Source organism: Burkholderia sp. MSMB1498 (assembly GCF_001526245.1).
Taxonomy (GTDB): Bacteria; Pseudomonadota; Gammaproteobacteria; order Burkholderiales; family Burkholderiaceae; genus Burkholderia; species Burkholderia savannae.
Map to the genome: position 1 here is coordinate 60,860 of NZ_LOYJ01000026.1, position 16,112 is coordinate 76,971.

The window sequence follows — 16,112 nt, forward strand, 5'->3', positions numbered from 1 at the left end:
AAGCGGGCGGCGCGTTTGGCGTAAATTGGATCTATCGATGCAATCCGAAGCTCAATCCCCACGCAGCAGTCAGATTTGTTCAACCGAGCCGGTGTTCGGCGGGCATGCGCCGCGGCGCGTGTCGCATGCGGTCGACGTCCGCTGGGGCGGGACGCTCGTGACGATCGGCGGCGCGGCGCCCGTGCGCGTGCAGTCGATGACGAACACCGACACGGCCGATGCGATCGGCACCGCGATCCAGGTGAAGGAGCTCGCGAACGCGGGCTCGGAGCTCGTGCGCATCACGGTGAACACGCCCGAGGCCGCCGCCGCCGTGCCGGCGATCCGCGAGCAGCTCGACCGGATGGGCGTATCCGTGCCGCTCGTGGGCGATTTCCATTACAACGGGCATCTGCTGCTGCGCGACTATCCCGAGTGCGCGGAAGCGCTGTCGAAGTACCGGATCAACCCTGGCAACGTCGGCCAGGGCGCGAAGCGCGATTCGCAGTTCGCGCAGATGATCGAGGCCGCGATCAAGTACGACAAGCCGGTGCGCATCGGCGTGAACTGGGGCAGCCTCGACCAGGACCTGCTCGCGCGGATGATGGACGAGAACGGCGCGCGCGCCGAGCCGTGGGAAGCGCAGAGCGTGATGTACGAGGCGCTGATCCAGTCGGCGGTCGGCTCGGCCGAGCGCGCGGTGGAGCTCGGCCTCGGCCGCGAGAAGATCGTGCTGTCGTGCAAGGTGAGCGGCGTGCAGGATCTGATCGCCGTGTATCGTGAGCTCGCGCGCCGCTGCGGCTTCGCGTTGCATCTCGGTCTCACCGAGGCGGGCATGGGCTCGAAGGGCATCGTCGCGTCGACGGCCGCGATCGGCTTGCTGCTGCAGGAAGGGATCGGCGACACGATCCGCATCTCGCTCACGCCGGAACCCGGCGCGTCGCGCACGGGCGAAGTGATCGTCGGCCAGGAAATCCTGCAGACGATGGGGCTGCGCTCGTTCGCGCCGATGGTCGTCGCGTGCCCGGGCTGCGGCCGCACGACGAGCACGCTGTTCCAGGAGCTCGCGCTGCAGATCCAGACCTATCTGCGCGAGCAGATGCCCGCGTGGCGCAAGGAATATCCGGGCGTCGAGAAGATGAACGTCGCGGTGATGGGCTGCATCGTCAACGGCCCGGGCGAGTCGAAGCACGCGAACATCGGCATCAGCCTGCCGGGCTCGGGCGAGAACCCGGCCGCGCCCGTGTTCGTCGACGGCCAGAAAGTGAAGACGCTGCGCGGTGAGCGCATCGCGGAGGAATTCCAGCAGATCGTGAGCGATTACGTCGCGCGCACCTACGGCCGCGTTGCGGTCCAGAATTAATTCGTCCACCGTATTTCAGATGACAGAACAAAAGCGAAAGCTCGAGAAGCTCGCGGGCGTGAAGGGCATGAACGACATCCTCCCGCAGGATGCCGGCTTGTGGGAATTCTTCGAGGCGACCGTGAAGTCGCTGTTGCGCGCGTACGGCTATCAGAACATCCGTACGCCGATCGTCGAGCATACGCAGCTCTTCACGCGCGGCATCGGCGAAGTGACCGATATCGTCGAGAAGGAGATGTACAGCTTCGTCGACGCGCTCAACGGCGAGAACCTGACGCTGCGCCCCGAGAACACCGCGGCCGTCGTGCGCGCGGCCATCGAGCACAACATGCTGTACGACGGGCCGAAGCGCCTGTGGTACGTCGGCCCGATGTTCCGCCACGAGCGTCCGCAGCGCGGCCGCTATCGCCAGTTCCACCAGGTCGGCGTCGAGGCGCTCGGCTTCGCGGGGCCGGACGCCGACGCGGAAATCATCATGATGTGCCAGCGCCTGTGGGACGATCTCGGCCTCACCGGCATCAAGCTCGAGATCAACTCGCTCGGCCTTGCGCAGGAGCGCGCGGCGCACCGCGTCGAACTCGTCAAGTATCTCGAGCAGCACGTCGAGAAGCTCGATGACGACGCCCAGCGTCGCCTGTACACGAATCCGCTGCGCGTGCTCGACACGAAGAATCCCGCGCTGCAGGAGATCGTGCAGAATGCGCCGAAGCTGATCGACTTCCTCGGCGACGCGTCGCGTGCGCACTTCGAAGGCCTGCAGCGCCTGCTGAAGGCGAACAACCTGCCGTTTACGATCAACCCGCGGCTCGTGCGCGGGCTCGATTACTACAATCTGACCGTATTCGAGTGGGTGACCGACAAGCTCGGCGCGCAAGGCACGGTCGCCGCGGGCGGCCGCTACGATCCGCTGATCGAGCAACTGGGCGGCAAGCCGACCGCCGCGTGCGGCTGGGCGATGGGCGTCGAGCGCATTCTCGAGCTGCTGAAGGAAGAGAACCTCGTGCCGGAGCAGGAAGGCGTCGACGTGTACGTCGTCCATCAGGGCGACGCGGCGCGCGAGCAAGCGTTCGTCGTCGCGGAGCGTCTGCGCGACACGGGCCTCGACGTGATTTTCCACTGCAGCGCGGACGGCGCGGGCGCGAGCTTCAAGTCGCAGATGAAGCGTGCCGACGCGAGCGGCGCGGCGTTCGCGGTGATCTTCGGCGACGACGAGATGGCAAACGGCACGGCGAGCGTGAAGCCGCTGCGCGGCGCGGGCGACGACGGCGAAAAGAACGTTCAGCAGTCCGTGCCGGTCGAAAGCTTGACCGATTTTCTAATCAATGCGATGGTTGCAACCGCCGAAGACGGCGACGACTGATCGCGGCGCATCCGCTCGACAAAGAAGCGTGTACAGGAAGGAATCGCTAGGCGATGAGTTATCACGACGAACAAGAATCGATTGAAAGCCTGAAGGCGTGGTGGGCCCGGTGGGGCAATCTGACGACCTGGATCGCGATCGCCGTCCTCGCCGCCGCGGCCGCCTGGAACGGCTGGAACTACTGGCAGCGCCGCCAGGCCGCGCAAGCGGCCGTGCTCTACGAGCAGGTGCAGCAGGCCGTCCAGTCGAACGACAAGGCGAAAGTGTCGCGCGTCGCGTCGGACATGGAGGACAAGTTCGGCGGCACCGCCTATGCGCAGATGACGGCGCTCGAGGCGGCGAAGGCGCTGTACGGCGCGGGTGATACGGCGGGTGCGAAGGCGCAGTTGCAGTGGGCCGCCGATCATGCGAAGGACGGCGAGTACAAGCAGATCGCGACACTGCGTCTTGCGTCGCTGCTGCTCGACGAGAAGGCGTACGACGCAGGCCTCGCGCTGCTGTCGGGCACGCCGCCCGAGGCGTTCAAGGGCGCCGTCGCGAATGGTCGCGGCGATCTGCTCGCCGCGCAGGGCAAGAGCGACGACGCGCGCGCCGCGTACAAGCTCGCGCTCGATTCGCTGCCGAAGGATGACGCCTCCGCCCGCCAACTCGTGCAGTTCAAGCTGGACGCGCTCGGCGGTTGAGCGCGTGCGCTTTCGTTTTACAACTTAACTTTGCTTCGCTATCGATGAATCTGCTGAAACGTTACGCTGCACCCGTTGCCTGCGCGGCGGCCGTCCTGGTTCTCGCGGCCTGTTCGTCAACGAAGGACGCGCGCCGCGTGCCGACGCCGCTTACCGAGTTCAAACCCGTGCTCGACGTGCAGCAAGTGTGGAAGGCGAGCGTCAGCAAGGGCGGCCGCTACTCGTTCTCGCCCGTCGCGGTGGGCGATGCGGTGTACGTCGCCGGCGCGAACGGTTCGGTCGAGAAGATCGACGCGAAGACGGGCCAGGAAGTCTGGCGCGCGAAGGTCGGCTCCGACCTGTCGGCGGGCGTCGGCAGCGACGGCACCCTGACCGCGGTCGGCGCGCTGAAGGGCGGCGTGTTCGTGCTCGGCCCGGACGGCAAGCTGCTGTGGAAGACGAGCGTGCAGGGCGAGGTCTTCTCGCCGCCGCTCGTCGGCAACGGCCTCGTGATCGTGCGCACGATCGACGGCCAGGTGATCGCGTTCAACGGGCAGACGGGCGAGCAGAAGTGGACGTACCGCAATCGCGCGGTGCCGCTCAATCTGCGCGTGTCGGCCGGCATGACGTTCGCGGGCGACGCTGCGGTGCTCGCGGGCTTTCCGGGCGGCGGCCTCGTCGCGCTGAACCTGCAGACGGGCGAGCCGTTCTGGCAGACGCCCGTGTCGTTCCCGAAGGGCGTGACGGAGGTCGAGCGGATCAACGACGTGACGGGCGCGCCGACTCTCGTCGGCGCCGAGACCTGCGCGGTGACGTTCCAGGGCCAGCTCGGCTGCTTCGACGCGAACTCGGGCCGTCCGCTGTGGGAAAAATCGTTTTCGAGCCGCAGCGGCGTCGCGCAGGACGATACGGTGGTCGCGGGCGGCGACGACTGGTCGGTCGTGTCGGCTTACGACGTCGCGACGGGCAAGGAGCTTTGGCGCAACGACAAGCTGAAGAGCCGCGACGTCGGCGTGCCGTACCTGCTCGGCCGCGCGGTCGTGTTCGGCGACTACAAGGGCTTCGTGCACTTCCTGTCGCGCGACGACGGCACGTTCGTCGCCCGGATGAAGACGGACGGCAGCGCGATCGCCGCGGCGCCCGTGCTCGCCGGCAACACGCTCGTCATCCAGACGCAGGACGGCGGCGTGTACGGTTTCCGTCCGCGCTAAGCGCGCGGCGTTTTTCGCGCGGCCGCGCGTTTCGCCGGCCGCGCTTCGTATTTTTTGACGCGTGCGTGCGGCCGTAGCCGGGCGCACGCGGCCCGGCGGCGCGGCATCGCGCGGTCCGCGGGGCCGGGAGCGAATCGAAAAAAATGAGCGGCGCGACACGTATGCCGCCGCCTGCGCGCCGAGTCGGCGCGAATTCGTGCTAATTTCCATCAAGCGCAGCCGCCTGCCGAATGCGGGCTCATCGCCGCTGCGTTTCACGTAGACGACATCAATCAGATGAAACCGGTCATTGCCCTCGTTGGGCGCCCCAATGTGGGGAAATCCACGCTGTTCAACCGGCTCACGCGTTCGCGCGATGCGCTGGTCGCCGATCTGCCCGGCTTGACGCGCGATCGCCACTACGGCGAGGGGCGGGTCGGCGCGCGGCCGTATCTCGTCGTCGACACGGGCGGCTTCGAGCCCGTCGCGAAGGACGGCATCCTGCACGAGATGGCGCGGCAGACGCGCCAGGCGGTCGAGGAGGCGGACGTCGTCGTGTTCATCGTCGACGGCCGCAACGGCCTCGCGCCGCAGGACAAGTCGATCGCCGACTACCTGCGCAAGACCGGACGGCCGATCTTCCTCGTCGTCAACAAGGCCGAGGGGATGAAATACACGGCGGTCGCGTCGGATTTCTACGAGCTCGGCCTGGGCGACCCGCGCGCGATTTCGGCCGCGCACGGCGACGGCGTGACCGACATGATCAACGAGGCGCTCGAGGTCGCGTACGCGGGCCAGCCGGAAGAGAGCGAAGAGGACGCGGCCGCGCGCGGCGTCAAGATCGCGATCGTCGGCCGGCCGAACGTCGGCAAGTCGACGCTCGTCAACACGCTGATCGGCGAAGATCGCGTGATCGCGTTCGACATGCCGGGCACGACGCGCGATTCGATCTATGTCGATTTCGAGCGCAACGGCAAGCAGTACACGCTGATCGACACGGCGGGCCTGCGCCGCCGCGGCAAGGTGTTCGAGGCGATCGAGAAGTTCTCGGTCGTGAAGACGCTGCAGTCGATCTCCGACGCGAACGTCGTGATTCTTCTGCTCGATGCGCAGCAGGACATTTCCGATCAGGACGCGCACATCGCGGGCTTCGTCGTCGAGCAGGGGCGCGCGCTCGTCGTCGGCGTGAACAAGTGGGACGGGCTCGATTCGCACGTGCGCGAGCGCACGAAGGCCGATCTCGCGCGCAAGCTGAAATTCCTCGAATTCGCGAAGTTCCATTTCATTTCGGCTGCGGAGAAGACGGGCATCGGAGCGCTGATGCGCTCGGTCGACGACGCATACGCGGCCGCGATGAAGAAGCTGCCGACACCGAAGCTCACGCGCGCGCTGATCGAGGCGGTCGAGTTCCAGCAGCCGCGCCGCCGCGGCCCGGTGCGGCCGAAGCTGCGCTATGCACACCAGGGCGGACAGAACCCGCCCATCATCGTGATCCACGGCAATGCGCTCGACGCCGTGACCGAGACGTACAAGCGCTATCTCGAGAATCGTTTCCGAGAAACTTTCTCGCTGACGGGCACTCCATTGCGCATAGAGTTCCGCTCGTCGACCAATCCTTACGCCGACAAGGGCTGAGCGAGGCAGCCGCGTCGGCCGGACGGCAGAGCCGGGCGGGGCGGACAAAATCGGCTATAGTGTAGCGATTGGCGGCGGATCTCTTTTTCTTCGCCCCAATTTAGATCAACCTGCAAAAAAGATGGAGTACGCCATGAGCAACAAAGGGCAATTGTTACAAGACCCGTTTTTGAACGCACTGCGTAAAGAGCATGTACCGGTTTCGATTTATCTCGTCAACGGCATCAAGCTCCAAGGGAACATCGAATCGTTCGACCAGTACGTCGTGTTGCTCAGGAACACGGTTACTCAAATGGTTTACAAGCACGCCATTTCGACGGTCGTGCCGGCGCGTCCGGTGAACTTCCACCCGGATGCGGAAGCAGCGTCCTAACCCATTGCCGCGGCTGGCTCGCGTCGCCGTCGGCATCCGATGCCAGCCGCCCAATCTTGACTTCCGATAATTTGATCAACGCAGCGTTAGTAGGCATCGATTTCGGCAAGACCGATTTCGAAGCCAGTCTCGAAGAACTCAGCCTGCTCGCCTCCAGCGCGGGCGCCCATCCCGCCGTCACGCTGACGGGCCGCCGTGCGAGCCCCGACGCCGCCATGTTCGTCGGCAGCGGCAAAGCCGAGGAACTGCGGCTTGCCTGCGAAGCGAACGACGTCGAAATCGTCATCTTCAATCACGCGCTCGCTCCCGCGCAGCAACGCAACCTGGAACGGATGCTTAATCGGCGCGTTGTCGATCGCACGAGCCTCATTCTCGATATTTTCGCCCAGCGCGCGCGCAGCCACGAAGGCAAGCTGCAGGTGGAGCTCGCGCAGCTGCAATATCTTGCGACCCGACTGATTCGGGCCTGGACCCACCTCGAGCGGCAAAAGGGGGGGATCGGCCTGCGCGGTCCCGGCGAAACGCAGCTCGAAACCGACCGCCGCCTGATCGGCGAGCGCATCAAGATGCTGAAGTCGCGGCTCGACAAGCTGCGCCGTCAGCATCACACGCAGCGCCGGCAGCGGGTGCGTAGCGGCACGATGTCGGTGTCGCTCGTCGGCTACACGAACGCGGGCAAGTCGACGCTCTTCAATGCGCTCACGAAAGCGCAGGCATACGCGGCGGATCAGCTGTTCGCGACGCTCGACACGACGTCGCGGCGCGTGTATCTCGGCGACGAGGTCGGGCAGATCGTCGTGTCCGACACCGTCGGCTTCATTCGCGAGCTGCCGCACCAGCTCGTCGCGGCGTTTCGCGCGACGCTCGAGGAAACGATCCACGCGGATCTGCTGCTGCACGTCGTCGATGCGTCGAGCGCGGTGCGGCTCGAGCAGATCGAGCAGGTCAACGAGGTGCTGCACGAAATCGGGGCGGATTCTATCCGTCAGATTCTCGTGTTCAACAAGATCGACGCGGTGCCCGAGCTCGCGGCCCGCGGGGGCGCGGTCGAGCGGGACGAATATGGTAATATCTCGCGCGTCTTTTTGAGCGCGCGCACGGGCCAGGGTCTGGACTCGCTGCGTGCCGCCATTGCCGAGATCGCCACCGCGGAACATCTTGTCGGCGCCGTGCCGCTCGACGGCGCGCCGGCGCTACCACACGAAGACCACCCGGTTTCCGAACACGGGCGCTGACGGCTGCGGCCGGTCTAGTTGCTCCAATCTGGTGAACAAACACAGGTGAACGACTACAACGAGCGGAGTACCTGGCGGCGTATGCGCGCCTTGCTGTCGATCAACGATCCCCGCTGGGGACGCGGCGGCAACGGCGACAAGCCGCGCGCGAACGAATCGAAGCGCCCGAACGGGCGCGACGACGGCCCCCCGGATCTCGACGAGATGTGGCGGAATTTCAACCGCCGCCTGAACGGCTGGCTCGGCGGCAAGGGCGGCGGCAACAATGGCCTTCGCCCGGACAACGGGCGCGCCGCGCGCGTCGGCGTCGGCATCGTCGCGGGCGTCTTGATCGCGATCTATCTCGGCAGCGGCATCTTCATCGTCCAGGACGGCCAGACGGGCGTCGTGCTGCGCTTCGGCGAATACAAGGGCACGGTCGGTGACGGCGTGCACTGGCGCCTGCCGTATCCGTTCGAATCGCACGAGATCGTCGACACCGCGCAGGTGCGCTCGATCGAGATCGGCCGCAACAACGTGGTGCGGCTCGCGAACGTGAAGGACGCATCGATGCTCACGCGCGACGGGGGCATCGTCGACGTGCGCTTTGCCGTTCAATATCGAGTCGGCTCCGCGACCGACTACCTGTTTCGCGCCGCCGATCCCGAGCGCAGCGTGTCGCAGGCGGCGCAGGCGGCGGTGCGCGAGATCGTCGGCGCGAAGAGCGCGGACGACGTGCTCGCGCTGGATCGCGACGCACTGCGCGATGCGCTCGCGAAAGCAATCCAGCGCGATCTCGACGGCTATCGCACGGGCCTCGTCGTGACGGGCGTGACCGTGCAGAGCGTCTCGCCGCCCGAGCAGGTGCAGGCGGCCGTCGACGACATCGCGAAGGCGCGTCAGGACGGCGAGGCCGCGAAGAACGCCGCGCAGGCGTACGCAAGCGAGTTGCTGCCGCGCGCGCAGGGCGACGCGGCGAAGATGGTCGACGACGCGAAGTCGTACGCCGAGCGCGTCGTCGCGCAGGCGGAGGGCGACGCGGAGCGCTTCAAGCAGGTCTACGCGCAGTACTCGAAGGCGCCCGCGGTGATTCGCGAGCGGATGTACCTCGAGACGATGCAGGAGATCTATTCGAACACGACAAAGGTGTACGTCGGCAACAAGGCGGGCAACAGCGTGCTTTATCTGCCGCTCGACAAGATCGTCGAGGCGGGCCGCCAGCGCGCGGCAGAGGCGGCGAGCGCCGCCGCCGCGGCACCCGCGAGCGGCGCCCAGGCGTTCGCCCCCGCATTTTCCGCGCCGGCGTCGGCTGCGGCCGTCGCCGGCGCGTCGCACGCATCGGCGCCCGCCGCCGCGAATCCGGCGTCCGGCAGCGATTCGCTGCGCTCGCGCGAGGGGTTTCGCAGCCGTTCGCGCACCGACGATCTGCAGTAACGAGGAGCGCATCATATGAACCGAATCATTGCGCTCGTCGTAGCGATCGTCGTCGTCGCGCTGGTGGCTGCGTCGACGGTGCTCGTCGTCGATCCGCGCCACGCGGCCGTGCTGTCGTCGCGCGACGGCGGCGCGTCGACGCTCGCCGGCCCCGGCCTCCATTTCAAGCTGCCGCAGCCGCTGCAGACGGCGACGCTCGTCGATGTCCGCGTGCAGACGCTCGACTCGGCCGATCCGCAAACGCTGACGACGAAGGACAAGAGCGACGTGCTCGTGAGCCCCGTCGTCAAATACCGGATCGCCGACGCGCTCAAGTACTACAAGGCGACGGGCGGTGCGCCGCGCAGCGAGGCCGAACGCCTGTCGACGGCCGTCAGGGGCGCGCTCGGCGCCGCGTTCGCGAAGCGCGAGCTCGACGATGCGCTCGGCAGCCAGCGCGCGATCGCCGACGAGGCGAGGCGCTCGCTGCAGGCCGACGCGGCGCCGCTCGGCATCGACATCGTCGACGTGCAGCTCACGCGCGTCGACTTGCCCGCCGCGCAGGCGGACGGCGCGTATCAGCGGATGACGGCCGAGCTGCAGCGCGAGGCCGAGCGGGAGCGCGCGGAAGGCGCGGCGCAGGCGGAGGAGATCAAGGCGGACGCGGCGCGTCAGCAGCAAACGATCCTCGCGGAAGGTTACAAGTCGGCGCAGTCGATCAAGGGCGAGGGCGACGCGAAGGCCGCGTCGATTGCCGCCGATGCGTTCGGGCGCGATCCGCAGTTCTACCAGTTCTACGCGAGCCTGCAGGCTTATCGGAACAGCTTCAAGCCGAACGACGTGATCGTCGTCGATCCGGACAGCGAGTTCTTCCGCTTCATGCGCAGCCCGACGGGCGGCGCCGCGGCACCCGCTGCCGCTCCCCGCAACCGTTGATGTGCAAGGGGCGTCGTCGTCCGCATGGATTTCGCTGGTTCGTTACTGCTTGCTCTCGCGCTGATGCTCATCATCGAGGGCGCCTTTCCGTTCGTGTTTCCGAGCGCGTGGCGCGACACGTTTCGTAGAATAGCGGAGCGGCCCGCGCACCATATCCGGATCGGCGGGTTCATCGTGATGGCGCTCGGGCTTGCGCTGCTTCTGCTCGTCACCTGAGCCGGCCGCGCGCGCCCCTTCGGCGTTTCCCGGCCATGCGCCGGGACGCCGGGCGCCGACCCGATTTCAATCCGAGGCGCGCGTTCAGTGCGCGCCGTGTTTCCTGTCGTAGGACCGCAACGATGTCGACCTGGTTACTTCCCGAGAATATTGCCGACGTGCTGCCGTCGGAGGCGCGCAAGATCGAGGAGCTGCGCCGCAGGCTGCTCGACCGCTTTCGTTCGTACGGCTACGAAATGGTCATGCCGCCGCTCCTCGAGTATCTGGAGTCGCTGCTGACGAGCGGCGGCAACGAGCTGCGCCTGCGCACGTTCAAGCTCGTCGATCAGGTGTCGGGCCGCACGCTCGGTCTGCGCGCGGACATGACGCCGCAGGTTGCGCGCATCGACGCGCACTTGCTGAACCGCCAGGGCGTGACGCGCCTCTGCTATGCGGGCCCCGTGCTGCACACGCGTCCGCGCGGGCTGCACGCGAGCCGCGAGCAATTGCAGATCGGCGCTGAAATCTACGGGCACGCGGGCCTCGAGGCCGACGAGGAGATCCAGCAGTTGATGCTCGATGCGCTGCATCTGACTGGTCTGAAGAAAATCCGGCTCGACCTCTGCCATGCGGGCGTGCTGGCCGCGCTCTTCGCGCGCGACGCGGTCGCGGCCGAGCGCGGCGAGGCGCTTTACGACGCGCTCGCCGGCAAGGACGTGCCGCGCCTGAACGAGCTGACCGACGATCTCGGCGCCGATACGCGCGCCGCACTGCGCGCGCTGCCGCGCCTGTACGGCGACGCGTCGGTGCTCGACGAGGCGCGCCGTCGGTTGCCGGCGCTGCCCGAGATCGCGCGCGCGCTCGACGATCTCGCGCGCCTCGCCGCGCAGGTGAAGGACGCCGAGGTCGCGATCGATCTCGCCGATTTGCGCGGCTACGCGTACCACAGCGGCGCGATGTTCGCCGCATACGTCGACGGCGTGCCGAACGCGGTCGCGCACGGGGGCCGCTACGACCACGTCGGCCAGGCGTACGGCCGCGCGCGTCCGGCGACGGGCTTTTCGCTCGACTTGCGCGAAATCGCGCGGATTTCGCCGATCGAGGCGCGCGGCGCCGCGATTCTCGCGCCGTGGAAGCACGATGACGCGCTGCGCGCGGCAGTCGGCGCGCTGCGCGACGCGGGCGAGGTCGTGATCCAGGCGCTGCCGGGGCACGATCACGTGCTCGACGAGTTCGCGTGCGATCGCGCGCTCGTCGAGCGAGGCGGCGCGTGGGTGGTCGAGCCACGCTGAACGCGCCGCGCCGCCGGGCTTCCGGCGCGTTTCTAGAGTGCAATGTCGTTGAAGCGAAACGGAAAAATTCGGAACCGGCGGCGAACCTAGGTAGAATACGTTTTTAACCAGCTATCGAATCAACATGTCTGCCAGCGCAGTGAACGTGACCCCCGGGCGCAACGTCGTCGTCGTGGGGACTCAATGGGGTGATGAAGGCAAAGGCAAGATCGTCGACTGGCTGACGGACCACGCTCAGGGCGTCGTGCGTTTCCAGGGCGGCCACAACGCAGGCCACACCCTCATCATCGGCGGCAAGAAGACCATCTTGCGCCTCATTCCGTCGGGCATCATGCGTGAAGGCGTCGCCTGCTACATCGGCAACGGCGTCGTGTTGTCGCCCGAGGCGCTCTTCAAGGAGATCGGCGAGCTGGAAGAGGCGGGCCTGTCCGTTCGCGAGCGGCTCTTCATCTCCGAGGCGACGACGCTGATCCTGCCGTACCACGTCGCGATCGACCAGGCGCGTGAGGCGCGGCGCGGCGCGGGCAAGATCGGCACGACGGGCCGCGGCATCGGCCCCGCATACGAAGACAAGGTCGGCCGCCGTGCGCTGCGCGTGCAGGATCTGTTCGATGCGAGAACGTTCGCCGATCGCCTGCGCGAGAATCTCGATTTCCACAACTTCGTGCTGACCCAGTATCTCGGCGGCGCGGCCGTCGATTTCCAGGCGACGCTCGACACGATGCTCGGCTACGCGGATCGTCTGAAGCCGATGGTCGCGGACGTGTCGCGCCGCCTGTACGAAGAGAACCACGCGGGCCGCAACCTGCTGTTCGAAGGCGCGCAGGGCACGCTGCTCGACATCGATCACGGCACCTATCCGTTCGTCACGTCGAGCAACTGCGTCGCGGGCGCGGCGGCGGCGGGCGCGGGCGTCGGCCCGCAGAAGCTCAACTACATCCTCGGCATCACGAAGGCGTATTGCACGCGCGTCGGTTCGGGCCCGTTCCCGAGCGAACTGTACGACGCGGATAATCCGAGCCGCCAGGATCAGATCGGCATCACGCTCGCGAACGTCGGCAAGGAATTCGGCTCCGTCACGGGCCGTCCGCGCCGCACCGGCTGGCTCGACGCGGCCGCGCTGCGCCGCTCGATCCAGATCAACGGCGTGTCGGGCCTTTGCATGACGAAGCTCGACGTGCTCGACGGCCTCGAAGAAGTGAAGCTGTGCGTCGGCTACAAGATCGATGGCGAAGACGTCGACCTGCTGCCGCGCGGCGCGGCCGAAGTCGCGCGCTGCGAGCCCGTCTACGAGACGTTCGGCGGCTGGAAGGAGAGCACGGTCGGCATCAACTCGTGGGATGCGCTGCCCGCGAGCGCGCGTGCGTACCTCACGCGCGTGCAGGAAGTGGCCGGCGTGCCGATCGACATGGTGTCCACGGGCCCGGATCGCGACGAGACGATCCTGCTGCGCCATCCGTTCAAGGTGTAAGCGTAGATGACGCAGAATCTCATGCATGCGCTGACGATGTCCGATCCGCGCAACGACGACAAGAACCTCTGGGTCGGCTGGGACGAATACCACCGGCTGATCGAGATGCTCGCGCTCGCCGTCCACGAATCGGGCTGGAAGTTCGACAAGATCCTCTGCCTCGCGCGCGGCGGCCTGCGCGTCGGCGATCAGCTTTCGCGCATCTACGATCTGCCGCTCGCGATCCTCGCGACGAGTTCGTACCGCGAGGCGGCGGGCACGCAGCAGGGCGATCTCGACATCGCGCAGTACATCACGATGACGCGCGGCGATCTGTCGGGCAACGTGCTGCTCGTCGACGATCTCGTCGACTCGGGCGTGACGCTCGCGCGCGTTCAGCAGCATCTGAAGGAGCGCTATCCGGCCGTGACGGCCGTGCGTTCGGCCGTGCTCTGGTACAAGGGCTGCTCGAAGGTGAAGCCCGATTACCACGTTCAGTACCTGCCGACGAATCCGTGGATTCACCAGCCGTTCGAGGAATGGGATACGGTGCGTCCGCACAATCTCGCGGCATGGATCAAGCGCGGCAACATGCAGCGCGACGAAGCGTCCGACGCGTAAGCGCGTCCGGCGCAGCATCGAAAACGGCGCCTCGACGGCGCCGTTTTTTGTTCCGTCTTTTTACATCCTCTTTACGGTATCCGAAGAATCGCGCGGCGAGGGTAGGCGCGCCGTCTTCGCCCGGCTATCATGACGCCCCGTCGCGGCAGGATGCGTCACGACCCCATGCTACACTTGGCGCGCCGCAGCAAGTGGTGTGCTGACAACACCAGTGGGCGGCATTTTTGCGTGCCCAGTTAGAATAGCGCTCGTTTTTCCGATCCCAGCACGGATTTATATCGCTTTTATGACCGACACGAATCACTCGTCCATGCGCCAGCATTCGCTGCAATCGCTCGCAATCGCAGCAATCGGCGTGGTTTTCGGCGACATCGGCACGAGCCCGCTGTACTCGCTCAAGGAAGCGTTCAGTCCGGCCCACGGCATTCCTCTCACGCAAAGTTCGATCCTCGGAGTGATCTCGCTCCTGTTCTGGGCGATCATCCTCGTCGTCGGCATCAAGTACGTGCTGTTCGTGATGCGCGCCGACAACAACGGCGAAGGCGGCGTGCTCGCGCTGATGGCGCTGTCGCTGCGGCCGCTGAATCCGAAGTCGCGCGTCACCGGCCTGATGATGGCGCTCGGCATATTCGGCGCATGCATGTTCTACGGCGACGCGGTGATCACGCCGGCGATCTCGGTGATGTCGGCGGTCGAGGGCCTCGAGGTCGCGGCGCCGCAACTGACGCACCTCGTGCTGCCGATCACGATCGTGATCCTGATCGCGCTGTTCTGGATACAGCGGCATGGCACCGCGACGGTCGGCAAGCTGTTCGGCCCGATCATGGTGCTCTGGTTCGTCACGATCGCCGTGCTCGGCGTCTACCATATCGCGCGCGCGCCGATGATCGTCTCGGCGATCAACCCGTACTACGCGTTCTCGTTCATGTCCGAGCACGTGCTGCTCGCGTACGTGGTGCTCGGCTCCGTCGTGCTCGTGCTGACGGGGGCGGAGGCGCTTTATGCGGACATGGGCCACTTCGGCGCGAAGCCGATCCGGCTCGCCGCATACGTGCTCGTGATGCCGTCGCTCGTGCTCAATTACTTCGGCCAGGGCGCGCTGCTGCTCCTCGATCCGAAGGCGATCGAGAATCCGTTTTTCCTGCTCGCGCCGCAATGGGCGGCGCTGCCGCTCGTCGTGCTGTCGACGGTCGCCACCGTCATCGCGTCGCAGGCGGTGATCTCGGGCGCGTACTCGCTGACGAGCCAGGCGATCCAGCTCGGCTACGTGCCGCGGATGAAGATCCTGCACACGTCGGAGCTCGCGATCGGCCAGATCTACGTGCCCGTCGTCAACTGGCTGCTGTTGTTCGTGATCCTCTGCATCGTGATCGGCTTCAAGAGCTCCGACAACCTTGCGGCCGCGTACGGCATCGCGGTGACGGCGACGATGGTGATCACGACGATCCTCGCCGCCGTCGTGATGGTGAAGGTCTGGAACTGGAACAAGCTGCTCGTCGCGGCGATCATCGGCGTGTTTCTCGTCGTCGATCTCGGCTTCTTCGGCGCGAACCTGCTGAAGGTCGAGCAGGGCGGCTGGCTGCCGCTCGGCATCGGCGCGCTGCTGTTCTTCCTGCTGACGACCTGGTACAAGGGGCGTCACCTCGTCAAGGAGCGCACGGCAGCCGACGGCATTCCGCTCGCGCCGTTCCTGCAGGGCCTGCTCGCGCATCCGCCGCACCGCGTGTCGGGCACCGCGATCTATCTGACGGGCAACGACACGCTCGTGCCGGTGAGCCTCCTGCACAACCTGAAGCACAACAAGGTGCTGCACGAGCGAACCATTTTCCTCACGTTCGTCACGCGCGACATTCCGTACGTGAGGGATGACGAACGAGTGACGATCCACGACGCGGGCGAAGGGCTCTACATCGTCAAGGCGGAGTACGGCTTCAACGAAACGCCGGACGTGAAGGCGACGCTCGAGGAAGTGGCGCGTCAGCGCGGCATCACGTTCGAGTTGATGGACACGTCGTTCTTCCTCGCGCGCGAAACGGTCGTGCCGACCCATCTGCCGGGCATGTCGATCTGGCGCGAACGCGTGTTCGCATGGATGCATCAGAACGCCGCGAAGCCCACCGATTTCTTCTCGATTCCGGCGAACCGCGTCGTCGAGCTCGGCACGAAGATCGAGATCTGAGCGACGACGCGGGCCGCGTCCGTCGTTCTTCGGCAACGGCGCGGCCCGCAGGCTATGTGCATCGCTGTGCGGCGTGTGCGCCGGTCTGCTCCAGATTTGCTGCGTATCGTGCCGTCGACTTTCGAATGATCGACAACCGACCCTGGCGCGAACGAGGCGGCGAACGAGAGTCGCCGCCGGAAACCGGATTGCGTTCGCTTTTCGGAAGCCGAAACCCGCGAGCGGACGTCGGTCGCGCGAGCCGGCTGCC

15 protein-coding genes are annotated in these 16,112 nt (G+C 66.5%); 14 read left to right on the forward strand and 1 reads right to left on the reverse strand.

What is annotated here, in order from left to right; translation table 11 throughout:
* Positions 1-37: 37 nt before the first annotated feature.
* From ispG to WS91_RS05695, 13 genes are all read left to right on the forward strand, one after another.
* Positions 38-1,342: a flavodoxin-dependent (E)-4-hydroxy-3-methylbut-2-enyl-diphosphate synthase gene (gene ispG, locus WS91_RS05630; RefSeq protein WP_038749260.1), complete on the forward strand. Its 1,305-nt coding sequence runs from the start codon at positions 38-40 to the stop codon at positions 1,340-1,342.
* Positions 1,343-1,361: 19 nt separating this feature from the next.
* Positions 1,362-2,702, forward strand: coding sequence for a histidine--tRNA ligase (gene hisS / locus WS91_RS05635; RefSeq protein WP_059580828.1), 1,341 nt, complete (start codon positions 1,362-1,364; stop codon positions 2,700-2,702).
* A gap of 53 nt (positions 2,703-2,755) precedes the next feature.
* Positions 2,756-3,385 carry a tetratricopeptide repeat protein gene (locus tag WS91_RS05640; protein WP_038749172.1) on the forward strand — a complete coding sequence of 210 codons (630 nt, stop codon included), beginning with the start codon at positions 2,756-2,758 and terminating at the stop codon, positions 3,383-3,385.
* A gap of 44 nt (positions 3,386-3,429) precedes the next feature.
* Positions 3,430-4,575, forward strand: a complete 1,146-nt coding sequence (gene bamB, locus WS91_RS05645; RefSeq protein WP_038749175.1) for an outer membrane protein assembly factor BamB — start codon at positions 3,430-3,432, stop codon at positions 4,573-4,575.
* Positions 4,576-4,851: 276 nt separating this feature from the next.
* Positions 4,852-6,189, forward strand: coding sequence for a ribosome biogenesis GTPase Der (gene der / locus WS91_RS05655; protein ID WP_059642931.1), 1,338 nt, complete (start codon positions 4,852-4,854; stop codon positions 6,187-6,189).
* Positions 6,190-6,322: 133 nt separating this feature from the next.
* Entirely contained in the window at positions 6,323-6,562 is a 240-nt protein-coding gene (gene hfq, locus WS91_RS05660; RefSeq protein ID WP_004192796.1) for an RNA chaperone Hfq, read from the forward strand.
* A 71-nt stretch (positions 6,563-6,633) separates the two neighbouring features.
* Positions 6,634-7,797, forward strand: a complete 1,164-nt coding sequence (gene hflX / locus WS91_RS05665; RefSeq protein WP_186448584.1) for a GTPase HflX — start codon at positions 6,634-6,636, stop codon at positions 7,795-7,797.
* Positions 7,798-7,878: 81 nt separating this feature from the next.
* Positions 7,879-9,210: an FtsH protease activity modulator HflK gene (hflK, locus tag WS91_RS05670; protein WP_059669907.1), complete on the forward strand. Its 1,332-nt coding sequence runs from the start codon at positions 7,879-7,881 to the stop codon at positions 9,208-9,210.
* Positions 9,211-9,225: 15 nt separating this feature from the next.
* Positions 9,226-10,125, forward strand: a complete 900-nt coding sequence (gene hflC / locus WS91_RS05675; RefSeq protein WP_059580836.1) for a protease modulator HflC — start codon at positions 9,226-9,228, stop codon at positions 10,123-10,125.
* A 24-nt stretch (positions 10,126-10,149) separates the two neighbouring features.
* Positions 10,150-10,341, forward strand: coding sequence for a DUF2065 domain-containing protein (locus WS91_RS05680; protein ID WP_059580839.1), 192 nt, complete (start codon positions 10,150-10,152; stop codon positions 10,339-10,341).
* A gap of 122 nt (positions 10,342-10,463) precedes the next feature.
* Positions 10,464-11,612 carry an ATP phosphoribosyltransferase regulatory subunit gene (locus WS91_RS05685; RefSeq protein ID WP_038749194.1) on the forward strand — a complete coding sequence of 383 codons (1,149 nt, stop codon included), beginning with the start codon at positions 10,464-10,466 and terminating at the stop codon, positions 11,610-11,612.
* Between the two features lie 124 nt (positions 11,613-11,736).
* Positions 11,737-13,083, forward strand: coding sequence for an adenylosuccinate synthase (locus tag WS91_RS05690; RefSeq protein ID WP_038749196.1), 1,347 nt, complete (start codon positions 11,737-11,739; stop codon positions 13,081-13,083).
* Between the two features lie 6 nt (positions 13,084-13,089).
* Positions 13,090-13,683 (forward strand): phosphoribosyltransferase, encoded by a 594-nt coding sequence (locus WS91_RS05695; RefSeq protein WP_038749199.1) that lies wholly within the window; start codon positions 13,090-13,092, stop codon positions 13,681-13,683.
* Between the two features lie 127 nt (positions 13,684-13,810).
* On the opposite strand, the gene WS91_RS32195 is transcribed toward WS91_RS05695, so the two are convergent.
* The gene (locus WS91_RS32195) at positions 13,811-14,005 is read right to left on the reverse strand and encodes a hypothetical protein (RefSeq protein ID WP_081989631.1); all 195 of its coding nucleotides are present in this window, start codon (positions 14,003-14,005) and stop codon (positions 13,811-13,813) included.
* Between WS91_RS32195 and WS91_RS05700 the strand changes: the two genes are divergently transcribed.
* Complete coding sequence (locus WS91_RS05700) at positions 13,970-15,862, forward strand: potassium transporter Kup (protein ID WP_059580846.1); 1,893 nt, start codon at positions 13,970-13,972, stop codon at positions 15,860-15,862. The two genes, WS91_RS32195 and WS91_RS05700, sit on opposite strands and share 36 nt — an antisense overlap.
* Positions 15,863-16,112 lie beyond the last annotated feature (250 nt).